Source organism: Pseudomonas sp. MYb13, assembly GCF_002980075.1.
GTDB lineage: Bacteria > Pseudomonadota > Gammaproteobacteria > Pseudomonadales > Pseudomonadaceae > Aquipseudomonas > Aquipseudomonas lurida.
The window spans coordinates 19,965-35,682 of record NZ_PCQI01000012.1; the positions used below are offsets into that span (position 1 = coordinate 19,965).

Annotated in this window: 29 protein-coding genes; all 29 read left to right on the forward strand. The window is 54.7% G+C overall.

The features are described 5' to 3' along the window. Window positions 1-77 precede the first annotated feature (77 nt). The 29 genes from rplC (at window position 78) to bfr (ending at window position 15,694) form a co-directional block, all read left to right on the forward strand. The gene (gene rplC, locus CQ002_RS19965) at window positions 78-713 is read left to right on the forward strand and encodes a 50S ribosomal protein L3 (protein ID WP_003194649.1); all 636 of its coding nucleotides are present in this window, start codon (window positions 78-80) and stop codon (window positions 711-713) included. Between the two features lie 12 nt (window positions 714-725). Continuing rightward, the gene (rplD, locus tag CQ002_RS19970) at window positions 726-1,328 is read left to right on the forward strand and encodes a 50S ribosomal protein L4 (RefSeq protein WP_003176424.1); all 603 of its coding nucleotides are present in this window, start codon (window positions 726-728) and stop codon (window positions 1,326-1,328) included. After that, window positions 1,325-1,624: a 50S ribosomal protein L23 gene (gene rplW, locus CQ002_RS19975; RefSeq protein WP_002555488.1), complete on the forward strand. Its 300-nt coding sequence runs from the start codon at window positions 1,325-1,327 to the stop codon at window positions 1,622-1,624. Before rplD ends, rplW begins: the two co-directional genes overlap by 4 nt. A gap of 14 nt (window positions 1,625-1,638) precedes the next feature. Continuing rightward, window positions 1,639-2,463, forward strand: coding sequence for a 50S ribosomal protein L2 (gene rplB, locus CQ002_RS19980; protein ID WP_003186055.1), 825 nt, complete (start codon window positions 1,639-1,641; stop codon window positions 2,461-2,463). A 16-nt stretch (window positions 2,464-2,479) separates the two neighbouring features. After that, window positions 2,480-2,755, forward strand: a complete 276-nt coding sequence (gene rpsS / locus CQ002_RS19985) for a 30S ribosomal protein S19 (protein WP_002555486.1) — start codon at window positions 2,480-2,482, stop codon at window positions 2,753-2,755. An 11-nt stretch (window positions 2,756-2,766) separates the two neighbouring features. Further along, window positions 2,767-3,099, forward strand: a complete 333-nt coding sequence (gene rplV, locus CQ002_RS19990; protein ID WP_003103908.1) for a 50S ribosomal protein L22 — start codon at window positions 2,767-2,769, stop codon at window positions 3,097-3,099. Window positions 3,100-3,112: 13 nt separating this feature from the next. After that, a complete protein-coding gene (gene rpsC, locus CQ002_RS19995) occupies window positions 3,113-3,799 on the forward strand; it encodes a 30S ribosomal protein S3 (RefSeq protein WP_003176422.1) in 687 nt (228 codons plus the stop codon). A 12-nt stretch (window positions 3,800-3,811) separates the two neighbouring features. Further along, the gene (gene rplP, locus CQ002_RS20000) at window positions 3,812-4,225 is read left to right on the forward strand and encodes a 50S ribosomal protein L16 (RefSeq protein ID WP_003176421.1); all 414 of its coding nucleotides are present in this window, start codon (window positions 3,812-3,814) and stop codon (window positions 4,223-4,225) included. After that, a complete protein-coding gene (rpmC, locus tag CQ002_RS20005; RefSeq protein ID WP_002555481.1) occupies window positions 4,225-4,416 on the forward strand; it encodes a 50S ribosomal protein L29 in 192 nt (63 codons plus the stop codon). The genes rplP and rpmC overlap by 1 nt, the downstream gene beginning before the upstream one ends. Window positions 4,417-4,418: 2 nt before the next feature. Then, window positions 4,419-4,685: a 30S ribosomal protein S17 gene (gene rpsQ / locus CQ002_RS20010; protein ID WP_003176419.1), complete on the forward strand. Its 267-nt coding sequence runs from the start codon at window positions 4,419-4,421 to the stop codon at window positions 4,683-4,685. Between the two features lie 23 nt (window positions 4,686-4,708). Next, a complete protein-coding gene (gene rplN / locus CQ002_RS20015) occupies window positions 4,709-5,077 on the forward strand; it encodes a 50S ribosomal protein L14 (RefSeq protein WP_002555479.1) in 369 nt (122 codons plus the stop codon). An 11-nt stretch (window positions 5,078-5,088) separates the two neighbouring features. Beyond that, on the forward strand, window positions 5,089-5,403 hold the full coding sequence (rplX, locus tag CQ002_RS20020) for a 50S ribosomal protein L24 (protein ID WP_007896770.1): 315 nt from the start codon (window positions 5,089-5,091) through the stop codon (window positions 5,401-5,403). Between the two features lie 22 nt (window positions 5,404-5,425). Then, complete coding sequence (gene rplE, locus CQ002_RS20025) at window positions 5,426-5,965, forward strand: 50S ribosomal protein L5 (protein ID WP_003194642.1); 540 nt, start codon at window positions 5,426-5,428, stop codon at window positions 5,963-5,965. 13 nt (window positions 5,966-5,978) lie between these two features. Then, window positions 5,979-6,284 (forward strand): 30S ribosomal protein S14, encoded by a 306-nt coding sequence (gene rpsN / locus CQ002_RS20030; RefSeq protein WP_003176414.1) that lies wholly within the window; start codon window positions 5,979-5,981, stop codon window positions 6,282-6,284. Between the two features lie 208 nt (window positions 6,285-6,492). Continuing rightward, window positions 6,493-6,885: a 30S ribosomal protein S8 gene (gene rpsH / locus CQ002_RS20035; protein WP_010566853.1), complete on the forward strand. Its 393-nt coding sequence runs from the start codon at window positions 6,493-6,495 to the stop codon at window positions 6,883-6,885. Window positions 6,886-6,897: 12 nt separating this feature from the next. Beyond that, window positions 6,898-7,431 carry a 50S ribosomal protein L6 gene (gene rplF, locus CQ002_RS20040; protein ID WP_003194640.1) on the forward strand — a complete coding sequence of 178 codons (534 nt, stop codon included), beginning with the start codon at window positions 6,898-6,900 and terminating at the stop codon, window positions 7,429-7,431. Window positions 7,432-7,441: 10 nt separating this feature from the next. Then, window positions 7,442-7,792: a 50S ribosomal protein L18 gene (gene rplR, locus CQ002_RS20045; protein WP_003186037.1), complete on the forward strand. Its 351-nt coding sequence runs from the start codon at window positions 7,442-7,444 to the stop codon at window positions 7,790-7,792. A 3-nt stretch (window positions 7,793-7,795) separates the two neighbouring features. After that, entirely contained in the window at window positions 7,796-8,296 is a 501-nt protein-coding gene (gene rpsE / locus CQ002_RS20050; RefSeq protein WP_003176409.1) for a 30S ribosomal protein S5, read from the forward strand. A 2-nt stretch (window positions 8,297-8,298) separates the two neighbouring features. Next, window positions 8,299-8,475 (forward strand): 50S ribosomal protein L30, encoded by a 177-nt coding sequence (gene rpmD / locus CQ002_RS20055; protein WP_003176408.1) that lies wholly within the window; start codon window positions 8,299-8,301, stop codon window positions 8,473-8,475. Between the two features lie 3 nt (window positions 8,476-8,478). After that, entirely contained in the window at window positions 8,479-8,916 is a 438-nt protein-coding gene (gene rplO, locus CQ002_RS20060; RefSeq protein ID WP_003176407.1) for a 50S ribosomal protein L15, read from the forward strand. Continuing rightward, complete coding sequence (secY, locus tag CQ002_RS20065; protein ID WP_003194637.1) at window positions 8,917-10,245, forward strand: preprotein translocase subunit SecY; 1,329 nt, start codon at window positions 8,917-8,919, stop codon at window positions 10,243-10,245. 28 nt (window positions 10,246-10,273) lie between these two features. Continuing rightward, the gene (rpmJ, locus tag CQ002_RS20070; protein WP_002555468.1) at window positions 10,274-10,390 is read left to right on the forward strand and encodes a 50S ribosomal protein L36; all 117 of its coding nucleotides are present in this window, start codon (window positions 10,274-10,276) and stop codon (window positions 10,388-10,390) included. Window positions 10,391-10,519: 129 nt separating this feature from the next. Then, on the forward strand, window positions 10,520-10,876 hold the full coding sequence (rpsM, locus tag CQ002_RS20075) for a 30S ribosomal protein S13 (protein WP_003194635.1): 357 nt from the start codon (window positions 10,520-10,522) through the stop codon (window positions 10,874-10,876). A 30-nt stretch (window positions 10,877-10,906) separates the two neighbouring features. Beyond that, the gene (gene rpsK / locus CQ002_RS20080; protein WP_002555466.1) at window positions 10,907-11,296 is read left to right on the forward strand and encodes a 30S ribosomal protein S11; all 390 of its coding nucleotides are present in this window, start codon (window positions 10,907-10,909) and stop codon (window positions 11,294-11,296) included. 18 nt (window positions 11,297-11,314) lie between these two features. Continuing rightward, window positions 11,315-11,935, forward strand: a complete 621-nt coding sequence (gene rpsD, locus CQ002_RS20085) for a 30S ribosomal protein S4 (RefSeq protein WP_003176404.1) — start codon at window positions 11,315-11,317, stop codon at window positions 11,933-11,935. Window positions 11,936-11,957: 22 nt separating this feature from the next. Then, a complete protein-coding gene (gene rpoA, locus CQ002_RS20090) occupies window positions 11,958-12,959 on the forward strand; it encodes a DNA-directed RNA polymerase subunit alpha (protein ID WP_003176403.1) in 1,002 nt (333 codons plus the stop codon). A 41-nt stretch (window positions 12,960-13,000) separates the two neighbouring features. Further along, window positions 13,001-13,387 carry a 50S ribosomal protein L17 gene (gene rplQ / locus CQ002_RS20095; RefSeq protein ID WP_003176402.1) on the forward strand — a complete coding sequence of 129 codons (387 nt, stop codon included), beginning with the start codon at window positions 13,001-13,003 and terminating at the stop codon, window positions 13,385-13,387. Between the two features lie 238 nt (window positions 13,388-13,625). Beyond that, the gene (locus tag CQ002_RS20100; protein ID WP_098467450.1) at window positions 13,626-15,074 is read left to right on the forward strand and encodes a catalase; all 1,449 of its coding nucleotides are present in this window, start codon (window positions 13,626-13,628) and stop codon (window positions 15,072-15,074) included. 155 nt (window positions 15,075-15,229) lie between these two features. After that, window positions 15,230-15,694, forward strand: coding sequence for a bacterioferritin (gene bfr / locus CQ002_RS20105; RefSeq protein WP_034109557.1), 465 nt, complete (start codon window positions 15,230-15,232; stop codon window positions 15,692-15,694). Window positions 15,695-15,718: the final 24 nt, after the last annotated feature.

Genomic DNA, 15,718 nt, shown 5'->3' on the forward strand with positions numbered 1-15,718 from the left:
CGGGTCTTAGTCGTGTAACGCTCTGAAATGGGCGGCCATAGCGGGTGAAAGCCCCGTACACTCATGAGGTTTACAACATGACTATTGGTGTAGTCGGTCGTAAATGCGGTATGACCCGTATTTTCACCGAAGAAGGTGTCTCCATTCCGGTCACGGTCATTGAGATCGAGCCGAATCGCGTCACCCAGTTCAAAACTGAAGAAACCGATGGCTATCGTGCAGTGCAAGTCACTGTCGGCGAGCGTCGTGCTTCGCGCGTGACTGCTGCTCAAGCAGGTCACTTCGCTAAAGCAAACGTTGCAGCTGGTCGCACTGTTATGGAGTTCCGTCTTGAAGACGGCGACTACCAGGCTGGCGATCTGATCAATGCTGAAATCTTCGCTGCTGGTCAACTGGTTGATGTAACCGGTCAGTCCAAAGGTAAAGGCTTCCAGGGTACGATCAAGCGTTGGAATTTCCGTGGCCAAGACAACACTCACGGTAACTCCGTTTCCCACCGCGTCCCGGGCTCTATTGGCCAGTGCCAGACTCCTGGTCGTGTATTCAAGGGCAAAAAAATGTCCGGTCATATGGGCGCTGAGCGCGTGACCGTGCAGTCCCTCGAAGTAGTGCGCGTCGACGCTGAACGCAATCTGTTGTTGGTCAAGGGTGCTGTTCCTGGCGCTACTGGCGGCAACCTGGTTGTACGTCCAGCGGCCAAGGCTCGCGGTTAAGGGGAAGCTGACATGCAATTAAATGTAAATGACGCTCAAGCGATCGAAGTTTCCGAACTGACATTTGGCGGCGAATTCAACGAGACGCTGGTTCACCAAGCAGTCGTGGCCTACATGGCCGGCGGCCGTCAAGGTAGCAAGCAGCAAAAGACCCGTTCCGACGTTCGTGGTGGCGGTAAGCGCCCTTGGCGTCAGAAAGGTACTGGCCGTGCTCGTGCTGGTACGATCCGTAGCCCAATCTGGCGCGGCGGCGGTACCACTTTCGCAGCTCGTCCACAGGATCACTCTCAGAAGCTCAACAAGAAGATGTACCGCGCAGCACTGCGCTCCATCCTTGCTGAACTCGTGCGTACTGATCGTCTGGTCGTGGTTCAGGACTTCGCTGTTGAAAGTCCAAAAACCAAAGATCTGCTGGGCAAACTGAACAACATGAGCCTGACCGACGTTTTGATCGTGTCTGAAGCTGTTGATCAGAACCTGTACCTGGCTGCTCGTAACCTGCCACACGTTGATGTACGTGACGTGCAAGGTTCCGATCCAGTTAGTCTGATCGCATACGACAAGGTGTTGATCACCGTGTCGGCCGTGAAGAAATTCGAGGAGCTGCTGGGATGAACCAGGAACGCGTATTTAAAGTTCTGCTTGGCCCGCACGTTTCCGAAAAGGCTACGGTTCTGGCTGACAAGAAAGGCCAGTTCGTTTTCAAGGTTGCAACTGACGCAACCAAGCTGGAAATCAAGAAGGCCGTCGAAAGCCTGTTCAGCGTGAAAGTAGAGCGTGTTACTACCCTGAACGTTCTGGGTAAGAGCAAGCGCACTGCTCGCGGTCTGGGCAAGCGTAATGACTGGAAGAAGGCAGTTATCTCCCTTCAGCCAGGCCAAGATCTCGATTTCAGCAGCAGTGCTGAGTAAGGAAGGGGTGCATCATGGCAATCGTTAAATGCAAACCGACTTCCCCTGGCCGCCGTTTTGTGGTCAAGGTGGTCAACCAGGAGCTGCATAAAGGCGCTCCTCACGCACCGCTGCTCGAGAAGAAATCGAAGTCTGGTGGTCGTAACAACAATGGTCGTATTACCACTCGTCACATCGGTGGTGGCCATAAGCAGCATTATCGTCTGGTCGACTTCCGTCGCAACGACAAAGATGGCATCGCTGCCACTGTCGAGCGTATCGAATACGATCCAAACCGTACTGCTCACATCGCTCTGCTGCTGTACGCAGATGGCGAGCGTCGCTACATCATCGCCCCTAAAGGCGTGAGCGCTGGCGACCAGCTGATCGCAGGTGCCCTGGCACCGATCAAGCCGGGCAACGCTCTGCAACTGCGCAACATTCCAGTTGGTAGCACCGTACACGGCATCGAATTGAAGCCAGGTAAAGGCGCGCAAATCGCTCGTTCCGCTGGTGCTTCGGCTCAGCTGATCGCTCGTGAAGGTGTCTACGTGACCCTGCGTCTGCGTTCTGGTGAGATGCGTAAAGTGCTGGCTGAGTGCCGCGCGACCCTGGGTGAAGTCTCGAACTCCGAGCACAGCCTGCGTTCGCTGGGTAAAGCTGGTGCCAAACGCTGGCGTGGCGTTCGCCCAACCGTTCGTGGTGTTGCCATGAACCCGGTTGACCACCCACACGGTGGTGGTGAAGGTCGTACCTCTGGTGGTCGTCATCCGGTATCGCCATGGGGCTTCCCGACTAAGGGCGCGAAGACTCGTGGTAATAAGCGTACCGACAAAATGATCGTCCGTCGTCGCAAGTAAATAGAGGGATACGACAGTGCCACGTTCTCTGAAAAAAGGTCCTTTTATTGATCTTCACCTACTGAAGAAGATCGAAGTGGCGGCGGAAAAGAACGATCGCAAACCAGTTAAGACCTGGTCGCGTCGTTCGATGATCCTGCCACAAATGGTCGGTCTGACCATCGCAGTACACAACGGTCGTCAACACGTCCCAGTTCTCGTTAACGAAGACATGGTCGGCCACAAACTAGGCGAGTTTGCCGGTACCCGCACTTATCGTGGGCACGTGGCAGACAAGAAAGCCAAGCGTTAAGGGGTAAGGAAATGGAAGTAGCCGCTAAGTTGTCGGGCGCTCGAATCTCCGCCCAGAAAGCCCGCTTGGTCGCCGACCAGATCCGCGGGAAGAAGGTGGGCGAAGCGCTCAACCTGTTGGCTTTCAGCAGTAAGAAAGCCGCCGAGATCATGAAGAAAGTGCTGGAGTCGGCCGTAGCCAACGCCGAGCATAACGAAGGCGCAGACGTTGATGACCTGAAAGTCAGCACCGTTTTCGTCAACGAAGGGCGTTCGCTGAAGCGCATCATGCCACGTGCCAAAGGCCGTGCTGATCGCATCGTCAAGCGGTCTTGCCATATCACTGTCAAGGTTGCTGACAAGTAACGGAGTCGAAGAGATGGGTCAGAAAGTACATCCCATTGGCATTCGCCTGGGAATCGTCAAGGAGCACACCTCCGTCTGGTACGCAGACGGTCGGACTTATGCGGACTACTTGTTCGCTGATCTGAAGGTGCGTGAGTATCTCCAAGACAAACTAAAAAGCGCGTCCGTAAGCCGTATCGATATCCATCGTCCGGCGCAAACTGCACGTATCACCATCCACACCGCTCGTCCAGGTATCGTTATCGGGAAGAAAGGTGAAGATGTTGAGAAACTGCGTCAGGACCTGACCAAGCAAATGGGTGTGCCTGTGCACATCAATATCGAAGAGATCCGCAAGCCGGAGCTCGACGGTATGCTGGTTGCGCAGAGCGTAGCTCAGCAGCTGGAGCGTCGCGTAATGTTCCGTCGTGCTATGAAGCGCGCCGTACAGAACGCCATGCGCATTGGTGCCAAAGGCATCAAAATCCAAGTGAGCGGTCGTCTCGGCGGTGCTGAAATCGCACGTACTGAATGGTATCGCGAAGGTCGTGTGCCACTGCACACCCTGCGTGCCGACATCGACTATGCCAACTACGAAGCTCACACCACTTACGGTGTGATCGGTGTAAAGGTTTGGATCTTCAAAGGCGAAGTAATTGGTGGTCGCCAAGAAGAACTGAAACCACAAGCACCAGCGCCTCGTAAAAAAGCTGCTAAGTAAGGGGTACGCCAAATGTTGCAACCTAAGCGTACGAAGTTCCGCAAGCAGATGACAGGCCACAACCGTGGTCTGGCTCAGCGCGGTAGCAAAGTCAGCTTCGGCGAGTTCGCGCTGAAGTCTGTAGCTCGTGGTCGTCTCACCGCTCGTCAGATCGAGTCAGCGCGTCGTGCTCTGACCCGTCACGTAAAACGTGGCGGCAAGATCTGGATCCGTGTATTCCCGGACAAGCCGATCTCCAAAAAACCTCTCGAGGTTCGTATGGGTAAAGGTAAGGGTAACGTGGAATACTGGGTAGCCCAGATTCAGCCAGGCAAAGTCCTGTATGAAATCGAGGGTGTTTCTGAAGAGCTGGCGCGTGAGGCTTTCGCCCTGGCTGCTGCAAAGCTGCCGCTCGCCACCTCCTTTGTTAAACGGACGGTGATGTGATGAAAGCGAATGAACTTCGTGAAAAATCCGCACAGCAGCTGAACGAGCAACTGCTCGGCCTGCTGCGCGACCAGTTCAATCTGCGTATGCAGAAAGCAACTGGCCAGTTGGGGCAGTCTCATCTGCTCTCGCAAGTTAAGCGTGACATCGCTCGCGTGAAGACTGTGCTCAACCAGCAGGCAGGTAAGTGATCATGGCTGAAGCCGAAAAGACTGTCCGTACGCTGACTGGCCGTGTTGTCAGCGACAAGATGGACAAAACCATCACCGTTCTGATCGAGCGTCGCGTTAAGCACCCGATCTACGGTAAATATGTTAAGCGTTCGACTAAGCTGCACGCGCACGACGAAACCAATCAGTGCCACATCGGCGACAAAGTCACTATTCGTGAAACTCGTCCGCTGGCCAAGACCAAGTCTTGGGCACTGGTTGATGTTCTCGAACGCGCTGTGGAAGTCTAAGGACTAGGGGTCGGAGAAATTATATGATTCAGACTCAATCCATGCTCGATGTGGCCGATAACAGCGGCGCTCGCCGTGTTATGTGCATCAAGGTGCTGGGTGGCTCCCATCGTCGTTACGCTGGTATCGGTGACATCATCAAAGTTACCGTGAAGGAAGCAATTCCTCGCGGTAAGGTGAAAAAAGGCCAAGTGATGACTGCTGTTGTAGTCCGCACTCGTCACGGCGTACGCCGTGCAGATGGCTCCATTATCCGCTTTGATGGCAACGCTGCTGTTCTTCTGAACAACAAGCAAGAGCCGATCGGCACCCGTATCTTTGGGCCAGTGACCCGTGAACTTCGTACTGAGAAGTTCATGAAGATCGTCTCGCTCGCCCCAGAAGTGCTGTAAGGAGATCCGACATGCAAAAGATTCGTCGTGACGACGAGATCATCGTGATCGCCGGCAAAGACAAAGGTAAGCGCGGTAAGGTGCTGAAGGTTCTCGCTGACGACCGTCTGGTCGTTGGTGGTCTGAACCTGGTCAAGCGTCATACCAAGCCTAACCCGATGTCGGGCGTACAGGGCGGTATCGTCGAGAAAGAAGCGCCATTGCACGCTTCTAACGTCGCCATCTTCAACGGCGAAACCAACAAGGCTGACCGCGTTGGTTTCAAAGTAGAAGACGGTAAGAAAATTCGTGTCTTCAAGTCGACCCAAAAAGCGGTTGATGCTTGAACACTGCTAGGTAGATAAGACCATGGCACGACTACAAGAGATTTACCGGAAGGAAATCGCCCCCAAGCTTAAGGAAGAACTTAAGCTCGGGAACGTGATGGAAGTTCCGCGCGTCACCAAAATCACCCTGAACATGGGTCTGGGCGAAGCGATCGGCGACAAAAAAGTCATCGAGCACGCTGTTGCTGACCTGGAAAAGATCACCGGTCAAAAAGTCGTTGTGACTTACGCTCGGAAATCCATCGCTGGCTTTAAAGTCCGTGAAGGTTGGCCGATCGGCGTCAAAGTGACTCTGCGCCGTGAGCGTATGTACGAATTCCTGGATCGTCTGCTGTCGATCTCCCTGCCTCGGGTTCGCGACTTCCGCGGCCTGAATGCCAAGTCCTTCGATGGTCGTGGTAACTACAGCATGGGCGTGAAAGAGCAGATCATCTTCCCGGAAATCGACTACGACAAGATCGATGCTCTCCGCGGTCTGGACATCACCCTGACCACCACTGCCAAGAACGATGATGAAGGTCGCGCCCTGTTGCGTGCTTTCAAATTCCCGTTCCGCAACTGATTGGAGTAGGACCATGGCCAAGATGAGCATGAAAAACCGCGAGCTGAAGCGTCAGCTCACGGTTGCCAAGTACGCCAAGAAGCGTGCAGCACTGAAAGCAATCATCGTTGATCTGAACGCAAGTCCAGAAGCGCGTTGGGAAGCTACAGTTGCTCTGCAGAAGCAGCCACGTGACGCAAGCGCTTCGCGCATGCGTAACCGCTGCCGCCTGACCGGTCGTCCACACGGCGTTTACCGCAAGTTCGGCCTCGGCCGTAACAAACTGCGTGAAGCAGCAATGCGTGGTGACGTACCAGGTCTGGTTAAAGCCAGCTGGTAAGTACTTTCAGAGTCCAGGTGGTTGGTGTCGCAAGATAACGACCACCGGTGACCTTGAATCTGGAACAAGCCCCTTTTGGGGCTTGTTTCATTTCCGGAGTGTGTCTAGAATACCCGGCTCGCCTGAGCCCGTGTTTTCTATGCTCGGAGATTCTCGGCGACATATGTAGCCGCAAGGCTAATTTTTTTGTATTAGGAGCGTCTAGCCCATGAGTATGCAGGACCCGTTAGCGGACATGCTAACTCGTATCCGTAATGCCCAGATGGCTGAAAAGTCCGTCGTAAGCATGCCATCTTCCAAGTTGAAGGTAGCTGTTGCCAAAGTCCTGAAAGACGAAGGCTACATTGCGGGTTATCAGATCAGCAGCGAAACCAAGCCACTGCTGTCCATCGAGCTGAAGTACTTCGAAGGCCGTTCGGTCATCGAGGAAGTGAAGCGCGTTAGCCGTCCAGGCCTGCGTCAGTACAAGTCCGCTGAAGATCTGCCGAAAGTTCGTGGCGGTCTGGGCGTGTCTATCGTCTCCACCAACAAAGGTGTGATGACGGATCGTGCTGCGCGCGCTGCCGGTGTCGGCGGCGAAGTTCTTTGCACTGTGTTCTAAGGGGGGATAAGCATGTCTCGCGTCGCTAAGAACCCCGTTAAGCTGCCAGCCGGTGTCGAAGTCAAATTCGCAGGCCAACAGCTTTCGGTGAAGGGTGCCAAGGGTACTCTTGAACTGAACATCCATTCGTCCGTTGAGATCGTTGAAGAAGCTGGTGAGCTGCGTTTCGCTGCTCGCAATGGCGATCAACAAACTCGCGCAATGGCCGGTACCACGCGTGCGTTGGTAAACAACATGGTCCAAGGCGTAAGCCAAGGCTTCGAGCGTAAGCTCCAGCTGGTCGGTGTTGGTTACAAAGCGCAAGCAAAAGGCACGGTTTTGAACCTGGCCCTTGGCTTCTCGCACCCTGTGGATTACGAACTGCCAGCGGGCATCACTGCTGAGACCCCTAGCCAGACCGATATCCTGATCAAGGGCATCGATAAGCAGCTGGTAGGTCAAGTGGCCGCTGAGATCCGCGACTTCCGTCCACCAGAGCCGTACAAAGGCAAAGGTGTGCGCTACGCGGACGAAGTCGTCCGTCGTAAAGAAGCCAAGAAGAAGTAGGGCATAGCAAATGACCGACAAAAAAGTTACTCGACTGCGTCGCGCTCGCAAAGCACGCCTGAAAATGCACGAACTCGAAGTCGTGCGTCTCTGCGTGTTCCGCTCGTCGCAGCACATCTACGCCCAGGTCATCTCGGCCGACGGCAACAAAGTCCTGGCAAGCGCCTCGACTTTGGATAAAGAACTGCGCGATGGTGCCACCGGCAACATCGACGCGGCCACAAAGGTTGGCCAGCTGGTCGCTACGCGTGCTAAGGCCGCTGGCGTCTCGCAAGTGGCTTTCGACCGCTCTGGCTTCAAGTACCACGGTCGCGTGAAAGCGCTGGCTGATGCTGCTCGTGAAGCTGGGCTGGAGTTCTAAGTTATGTCAAATAACGACCAAAAGCGCGACGAAGGCTACATTGAGAAGCTGGTTCAAGTTAACCGCGTAGCCAAAACCGTTAAAGGCGGCCGTATCTTCACTTTCACCGCGTTGACCGTGGTTGGTGATGGTAAAGGGCGTGTTGGCTTCGGCCGTGGCAAGTCACGTGAAGTGCCTGCTGCGATCCAGAAGGCAATGGAAGCTGCTCGTCGCAACATGATCCAAGTTGATCTGAACGGCACCACTCTGCAGTACGCGATGAAGTCCGCCCATGGCGCTTCGAAGGTGTACATGCAGCCTGCTTCTGAAGGTACCGGTATCATCGCTGGCGGCGCTATGCGTGCTGTCCTCGAAGTTGCTGGCGTTCAGAACGTTCTGGCCAAGTGCTATGGCTCGACTAACCCGGTAAACGTGGTTCACGCCACTTTCAAAGGTTTGAAAGCTATGCAATCTCCTGAGTCCATCGCTGCCAAGCGTGGCCTGACTGTCAAGGAGATCTTCTGATCATGGCTACCGTTAAAGTAACGCTGATCAAAAGCATGACCGGCCGCATCCCTAACCACAAACTGTGTGTTAAAGGTTTGGGTCTGCGTCGCATCGGTCACACTGTAGAAGTCCAGGATACTCCCGAGAATCGCGGGATGATCAACAAGGCTTACTACATGCTGCGTGTAGAGGGTTAATCGATGAAACTCAATGATCTGAGTCCAGCGCCGGGTTCCCGTCGCGAAAAGCATCGTCCGGGCCGTGGTATCGGTAGCGGTTTGGGTAAGACTGGTGGCCGTGGCCACAAAGGTCAAACCTCCCGCTCCGGTGGCACCATCGCTCCAGGCTTTGAAGGCGGTCAACAGCCGCTGCATCGTCGCCTGCCTAAGTTCGGTTTCGTATCCCTGAAAGCCATGGATCGCGCAGAAGTGCGTCTGTCCGAGCTGGCTAAAGTGGAAGGCGACATCGTTACTGTGCAGACCCTGAAAGATGCCAACGTGATCAACGTCAACGTACAGCGTGTGAAAATCATGCTGTCCGGTGAAGTGACTCGCGCTGTCACTATCGGCAAGGGAATCGGCGCCACCAAAGGTGCGCGTTCGGCTATCGAAGCAGCTGGCGGCAAGTTCGAGGAATAAATGGCTAAGCAAGGTGCTCTCTCAGCGCTCGGCAAAGGCGGTATGTCTGAACTTTGGGCTCGTCTGCGTTTTCTGTTCCTGGCGATTATCGTCTACCGAATAGGCGCACACATCCCGGTTCCAGGTATCAACCCGGACCGACTCGCAGACCTGTTTCGACAGAATGAGGGGACCATTCTTAGCTTGTTCAACATGTTTTCCGGCGGCGCGCTGGAACGGATGAGCATCTTTGCACTGGGGATCATGCCGTACATTTCGGCATCGATCATCATGCAACTGATGACCGCCGTCAGCCCGCAGCTGGAGCAGTTGAAGAAGGAAGGTGAAGCTGGCCGTCGCAAGATTAGCCAGTACACCCGCTACGGCACTGTCGTCCTCGCCCTGGTCCAAGCTATCGGCATGTCCGTTGGCCTGGCCGGGCAGGGCGTTGCGTTCACTGGTGACTTTGGCTTCCATTTCGTCGCGGTATCCACATTTGTGGCTGGTGCGATGTTCATGATGTGGCTGGGTGAGCAGATTACTGAGCGTGGTGTTGGCAACGGTATCTCGATGTTGATTTTCGCAGGTATCGTCGCCGGTCTTCCGAGAGCGATTGGGCAGTCTTTCGAGTCTGCACGTCAGGGTGATATCAACATTTTCGCCTTGGTTGCCATCGGTTTGCTGGCAGTAGCGATTATCGGTTTTGTGGTGTTCATTGAGCGTGGCCAGCGTCGTATTGCTGTTCACTACGCCAAGCGTCAGCAGGGCCGTAAGGTCTTTGCTGCGCAGACCAGCCACTTGCCGCTGAAAGTGAATATGGCCGGTGTTATTCCGGCAATTTTCGCGAGCAGCATTTTGCTGTTTCCGGCTTCGTTGGGTACCTGGTTTGGTCAGTCTGAAAATATGGGCTGGCTGCAGGACCTCTCTCAGTCGATCGCTCCTGGTCAGCCGTTGAATATTCTGCTGTTTAGTGCAGGGATTATTTTCTTCTGCTTCTTCTATACGGCGTTGATGTTCAATCCGAAAGACGTAGCGGAAAACCTGAAGAAGTCCGGTGCCTTTATTCCGGGCATCCGTCCAGGTGAGCAGTCCGCACGCTACATTGATGGTGTTCTGACTCGTTTGACCCTGTTCGGTGCTCTATATATGACGGCCGTGTGCTTGTTGCCCCAGTTCCTGGTGGTTGCAGCAAACGTTCCGTTCTACCTTGGCGGGACCTCGTTGCTGATCGTGGTCGTGGTTGTGATGGACTTCATGTCCCAAGTACAATCGCACCTCGTTTCGCACCAGTACGAATCCCTGATGAAGAAAGCCAACCTGAAGGGCTACGGCAGCGGCATGTTGCGCTGAGTACCCCATAAGGTTCGAGGAGTTGGTGATGAAAGTTCGTGCATCGGTGAAAAAGCTGTGCCGTAACTGCAAGATTATTCGCCGCGAAGGTGTTGTTCGAGTAATTTGCAGCGCGGAACCGCGTCACAAACAGCGCCAAGGCTGAGTGTGATCCGCTTGAAGCCCGGCAGCTAGTGCGCTGCCGGGTTGATTATTTGTTATTACAGCGATATTATCTCGCGCCCTATTTCTTGGCTTCCGGGGCGTAGGTAGCTGTCAATTGGAGTCCCACTGAATGGCCCGTATTGCAGGCGTTAACATTCCAGATAACAAGCACACTGTTATCTCGCTGACCTACATCTATGGTGTTGGTCGCACTACTGCGCAGAAAATTTGCGCAGTCGCTGGGGTAAACCCAGCCGCTAAGATCAAGGATCTGAGCGACGAGCAGATTGAACAGCTGCGTGGCGAAGTGGCGAAGTTCACCACTGAAGGTGACCTGCGTCGCGAAATCAACATGAAAATCAAGCGTTTGATGGACCTCGGTTGCTATCGCGGTCTGCGTCATCGTCGTGGTCTTCCAGTACGCGGTCAGCGTACCAAGACTAACGCGCGTACCCGTAAAGGTCCGCGTAAGCCGATCCGCAAGTAATCGCCCCAGCGAATCGACAGGAAAATTATCATGGCAAAACCTGCTGCTCGTCCTCGTAAAAAAGTTAAAAAGACAGTGGTTGATGGCATCGCCCACATCCATGCATCTTTTAACAACACCATCGTGACCATCACCGACCGTCAAGGTAACGCGCTTTCTTGGGCTACCTCCGGTGGTTCGGGTTTCCGCGGTTCCCGCAAGTCCACCCCGTTTGCTGCTCAAGTAGCTGCTGAACGTGCTGGTCAAGCTGCGCTGGAATACGGCCTGAAAAACCTCGACGTTAACGTCAAAGGTCCAGGTCCAGGTCGTGAGTCTGCTGTCCGTGCTTTGAACGGCTGTGGCTATAAGATCGCCAGCATCACCGACGTGACGCCAATCCCGCACAACGGGTGCCGTCCGCCGAAGAAGCGCCGCGTGTAATCCAGGAGATTGTAAAGAATGGCTCGTTACATTGGTCCAAAATGCAAACTCGCTCGTCGCGAAGGCACCGATCTCTTCCTGAAGAGCGGCGTGCGCGCGATCGAATCGAAGTGCAACATTGAAGCAGCACCTGGTATCCACGGCCAACGCCGCGGTCGCCAGTCCGACTACGGCACCCAACTGCGTGAAAAGCAGAAGGTCCGTCGTATCTACGGCGTTCTCGAGCGTCAGTTCAGCGGCTACTACAAAGAAGCTGCTGGCAAGAAAGGTGCAACCGGTGAAAACCTGCTGCAACTGCTCGAATGCCGTCTGGACAACGTTGTATACCGTATGGGCTTTGGTTCGACTCGTGCCGAATCCCGTCAGCTGGTATCGCACAAGTCGATCAGCGTTAACGGTCAGACCGTAAACGTTCCGTCCTACCAGGTTCGTGCTGGTGACGTGGTCGCAGTTCGCGAGAAAGCAAAAAACCAACTTCGCATTGTCCAAGCTCTCGATCTGTGTGCCCAACGTGGCCGCGTAGAATGGGTAGAAGTAGACACTGAGAAGAAGTCGGGCGTTTTCAAGAACGTTCCTGCTCGCAGTGATCTGTCCGCCGACATCAACGAAAGCCTGATTGTCGAGCTCTACTCCAAGTAAGGGCTAGAAAATAGGTGCATCCATGCAGATTTCGGTAAATGAGTTCCTGACACCCCGCCACATTGATGTGCAGGTTGTCAGTCCAACCCGCGCCAAAATTACTCTCGAGCCTCTCGAGCGTGGTTTTGGCCACACCCTGGGCAACGCGCTGCGCCGCATCCTGTTGTCCTCAATGCCCGGCTGTGCAGTAGTCGAGGCCGAGATTGACGGTGTGCTCCACGAGTACAGCGCCATCGAAGGTGTACAGGAAGACGTAATTGAAATCCTGTTGAACCTTAAAGGTCTGGCTATCAAGCTGCACGGCCGTGACGAAGTTACGCTGACCTTGTCGAAGAAGGGTTCGGGGGTGGTTACCGCTGCCGATATTCAGCTGGATCATGATGTCGAGATCGTTAACCCCGATCACGTAATCGCTAACCTGGCGTCTAACGGCGCCCTGAACATGAAGCTCACTGTAGCTCGTGGTCGTGGTTATGAACCGGCCGACTCGCGTCAGAGCGATGAAGACGAAAGCCGCAGCATTGGTCGCTTGCAGCTTGACTCTTCGTTCAGCCCGGTTCGCCGTATCGCATACGTGGTGGAAAACGCCCGTGTCGAGCAGCGTACTAACCTGGACAAGCTGGTTATTGATCTGGAAACCAACGGTACTCTGGATCCTGAAGAGGCTATTCGCCGCGCTGCAACCATCCTGCAACAGCAGTTGGCTGCGTTCGTCGACCTCAAAGGTGACAGCGAACCAGTGGTAATCGAGCAGGAAGACGAGATCGATCCGATCCTGCTTCGCCCGGTTGACGATCTGGAACTGACTGTACGTTCGGCTAACTGCCTTAAGGCGGAAAACATTTACTACATCGGCGACCTGATTCAGCGTACCGAAGTAGAACTGTTGAAGACTCCGAACCTGGGCAAGAAATCCTTGACTGAAATCAAGGACGTTCTGGCCTCCCGCGGTCTGTCCCTCGGCATGCGCCTCGACAACTGGCCGCCTGCAAGTCTTAAGAAGGACGACAAGGCGACTGCCTGATCGTCGTAATCACCGAACGTGAGTTTGGTAAGGAATGAACCATGCGTCATCGTAAAAGTGGTCGTCACCTGAGCCGTACCAGCTCGCACCGCAAGGCCATGTTCCAAAACATGGCGGTGTCGCTGTTCGAGCACGAGCTGATCAAAACTACACTGCCGAAAGCTAAAGAACTGCGTCGCGTTGCTGAGCCGCTGATCACTTTGGCCAAGACAGACAGCCTGGCTAACCGCCGTCTGGCTTTCGACCGTACTCGTTCGAAAGCTATCGTTGGTAAGCTCTTCAACGACCTGGGCAAGCGTTACGCTACCCGTGAGGGTGGCTACCTGCGCATCCTCAAGTGCGGTTTCCGCGCTGGCGACAACGCGCCTATGGCGTACGTCGAGTTGGTTGATCGTGCTACTGCTGGCGAAGCTGTAAGCGCCGAGTAAGACGACAAGCTGTAACGAAGAACCGGGCCTAGTGCCCGGTTTTTTGTGCGCGTAACAAAAGCGCGATGTGTACAAGCGTTTGCGGGTTGTGCTCGGCACTATAGGGGGTGAGGAGGTTGGTAGTTATTCTCTATCGACGCCTACAATTTAATGAATTTGTAGACGTCATATTGATGATCAATACTTCCACCAAGCCGATTAGCCGGCAGTTCCAAGTCCGACCTGAGGGAAATTGAGCATGAGTCAGAATAAAATCCTTACTACCGCCAGCGGCGCTCCCGTTGCAGACAACCAGAATTCCCGTTCCGCCGGCCCGCGCGGTCCGTTGCTGCTCGACGACTTTCATCTGATCGAGAAGCTTGCTCACTTCAACCGTGAAAACATTCCTGAGCGCCGTGTACACGCTAAGGGCTCGGGCGCCTATGGCACCTTCACCGTCACCCAAGACATCACGCAGTACACCAGCGCCAAGCTGTTTGAGTCCATCGGTAAGCAAACCCCGACCTTCCTGCGGTTTTCCACTGTAGGCGGTGAGCGTGGTTCGGCTGACACCGAGCGTGACCCACGTGGTTTCGCCCTGAAGTTCTATACCGAAGAAGGCAACTGGGACATCGTGGGTAACAATACCCCTGTGTTCTTCATTCGCGACCCATTGAAGTTCCCGGACTTCATTCATACTCAGAAGCGCTTGCCGCAAAGCAACTTGAAAAGCGCGCAAATGATGTGGGATTTCTGGTCGCACTCCCCAGAAGCGCTGCACCAGGTCACCATCCTGTTTTCGGACCGTGGCATCCCAGATGGCTACCGTCACATGCACGGCTTCGGCAGTCATACCTACAGCCTGATCAACGCCAAGGGCGAGCGTCACTGGGTGAAGTGGCACTACAAGACCAAACAGGGCATCAAGAACCTGGCACCTGCCGAAGCTGCACGCCTGGCCGGTACCGATCCTGATTACGCCCAGCGCGATTTGTTTGGCGCGATCGAGCGCGGTGATTTCCCGAAATGGCGCGTGTGCATCCAGATCATGACCGAGGCCCAGGCCAACGCTCACTACGAGAATCCATTCGACGTGACCAAGACCTGGTCGCAGAAGGAATTCCCGTTGATCGAAGTCGGCGAACTGGAACTGAACCGCAACCCGCAGAACTACTTCGCGGAAGTGGAACAGGCTGCGTTTGGCCCGAGCAACATGGTTCCAGGTGTAGGCCTGTCGCCAGATCGTATGCTGCAAGGCCGTGTATTTGCGTACGCAGATGCCCACCGCTACCGCGTCGGTACCAATCACCAGCAGTTGCCGGTGAACGCTCCGCTTAGCCCGGTCAACAGCTACCAGCGTGACGGGTCCATGGCATTCGGCAGCAACGGTGGCGCAGCGCCCAACTACGAGCCGAACAGCTACGCCGATGCACCAAAACAGGCACCTCAGTATGCTGAGCCTGCTTTGGCTTTGAGCGGCGCCGCTGACCGTTACGATCACCGTGAAGACACTGACTACTACAGCCACGCCGGTGCGCTGTTCCGGCTGATGAACGATGAGCAGAAAGCGTTGCTCACCAGCAACATCGCCGGTGCAATGGGTGGGGTTTCCAGTGATGTGGTCCAGCGTCAGCTGCAGCACTTCTACAAAGCAGATCCTGCTTATGGAGAAGCAATCGCAAAGGCGTTGGGTGTATCGCTTAACTAACTCTAAACGATAAGCAGAACCGCCCTCATTTGGGCGGTTTTTGCGTTATTTCAGCTACTTTTCACCGCAAATCTTCACTTTTCTGCCGTTGGTCTCGTGACCTTCTGGTCATCATGGTTCAAACTACAGACTTTAAAGCAGGGAGATGTAGGACGATGCAAGGTCACCCCGACGTAATCGATTACCTAAACACGTTGCTGACGGGCGAACTGGCTGCTCGTGACCAATATTTTATCCACTCGCGCATGTACGAAGACTGGGGCTTTACCGAGCTCTACGAGCGTATCAACCACGAGATGGAAGAAGAGGCACAGCACGCCGACGCATTGATGCGCCGCATCCTCATGCTCGAAGGCACGCCACGTATGCGTCCTGATGATCTGGACGTGGGCACCACGGTACCTGACATGCTCGCTGCCGACCTGCGCCTCGAGTACAAGGTCCGTTCCGCGCTCTGCAAGGGTATCGAGCTCTGCGAGCAGCACAACGACTATGTCACCCGGGAAATCCTGCGGGTGCAGTTGAATGACACCGAAGAAGATCACACCTACTGGCTCGAAAAGCAGCTGGGCCTGATCAAGCTGGTCGGCCTGGAAAACTACCTGCAATCGCAGTTCTGATTTCCGGCTACAAAAAAGCCCCTG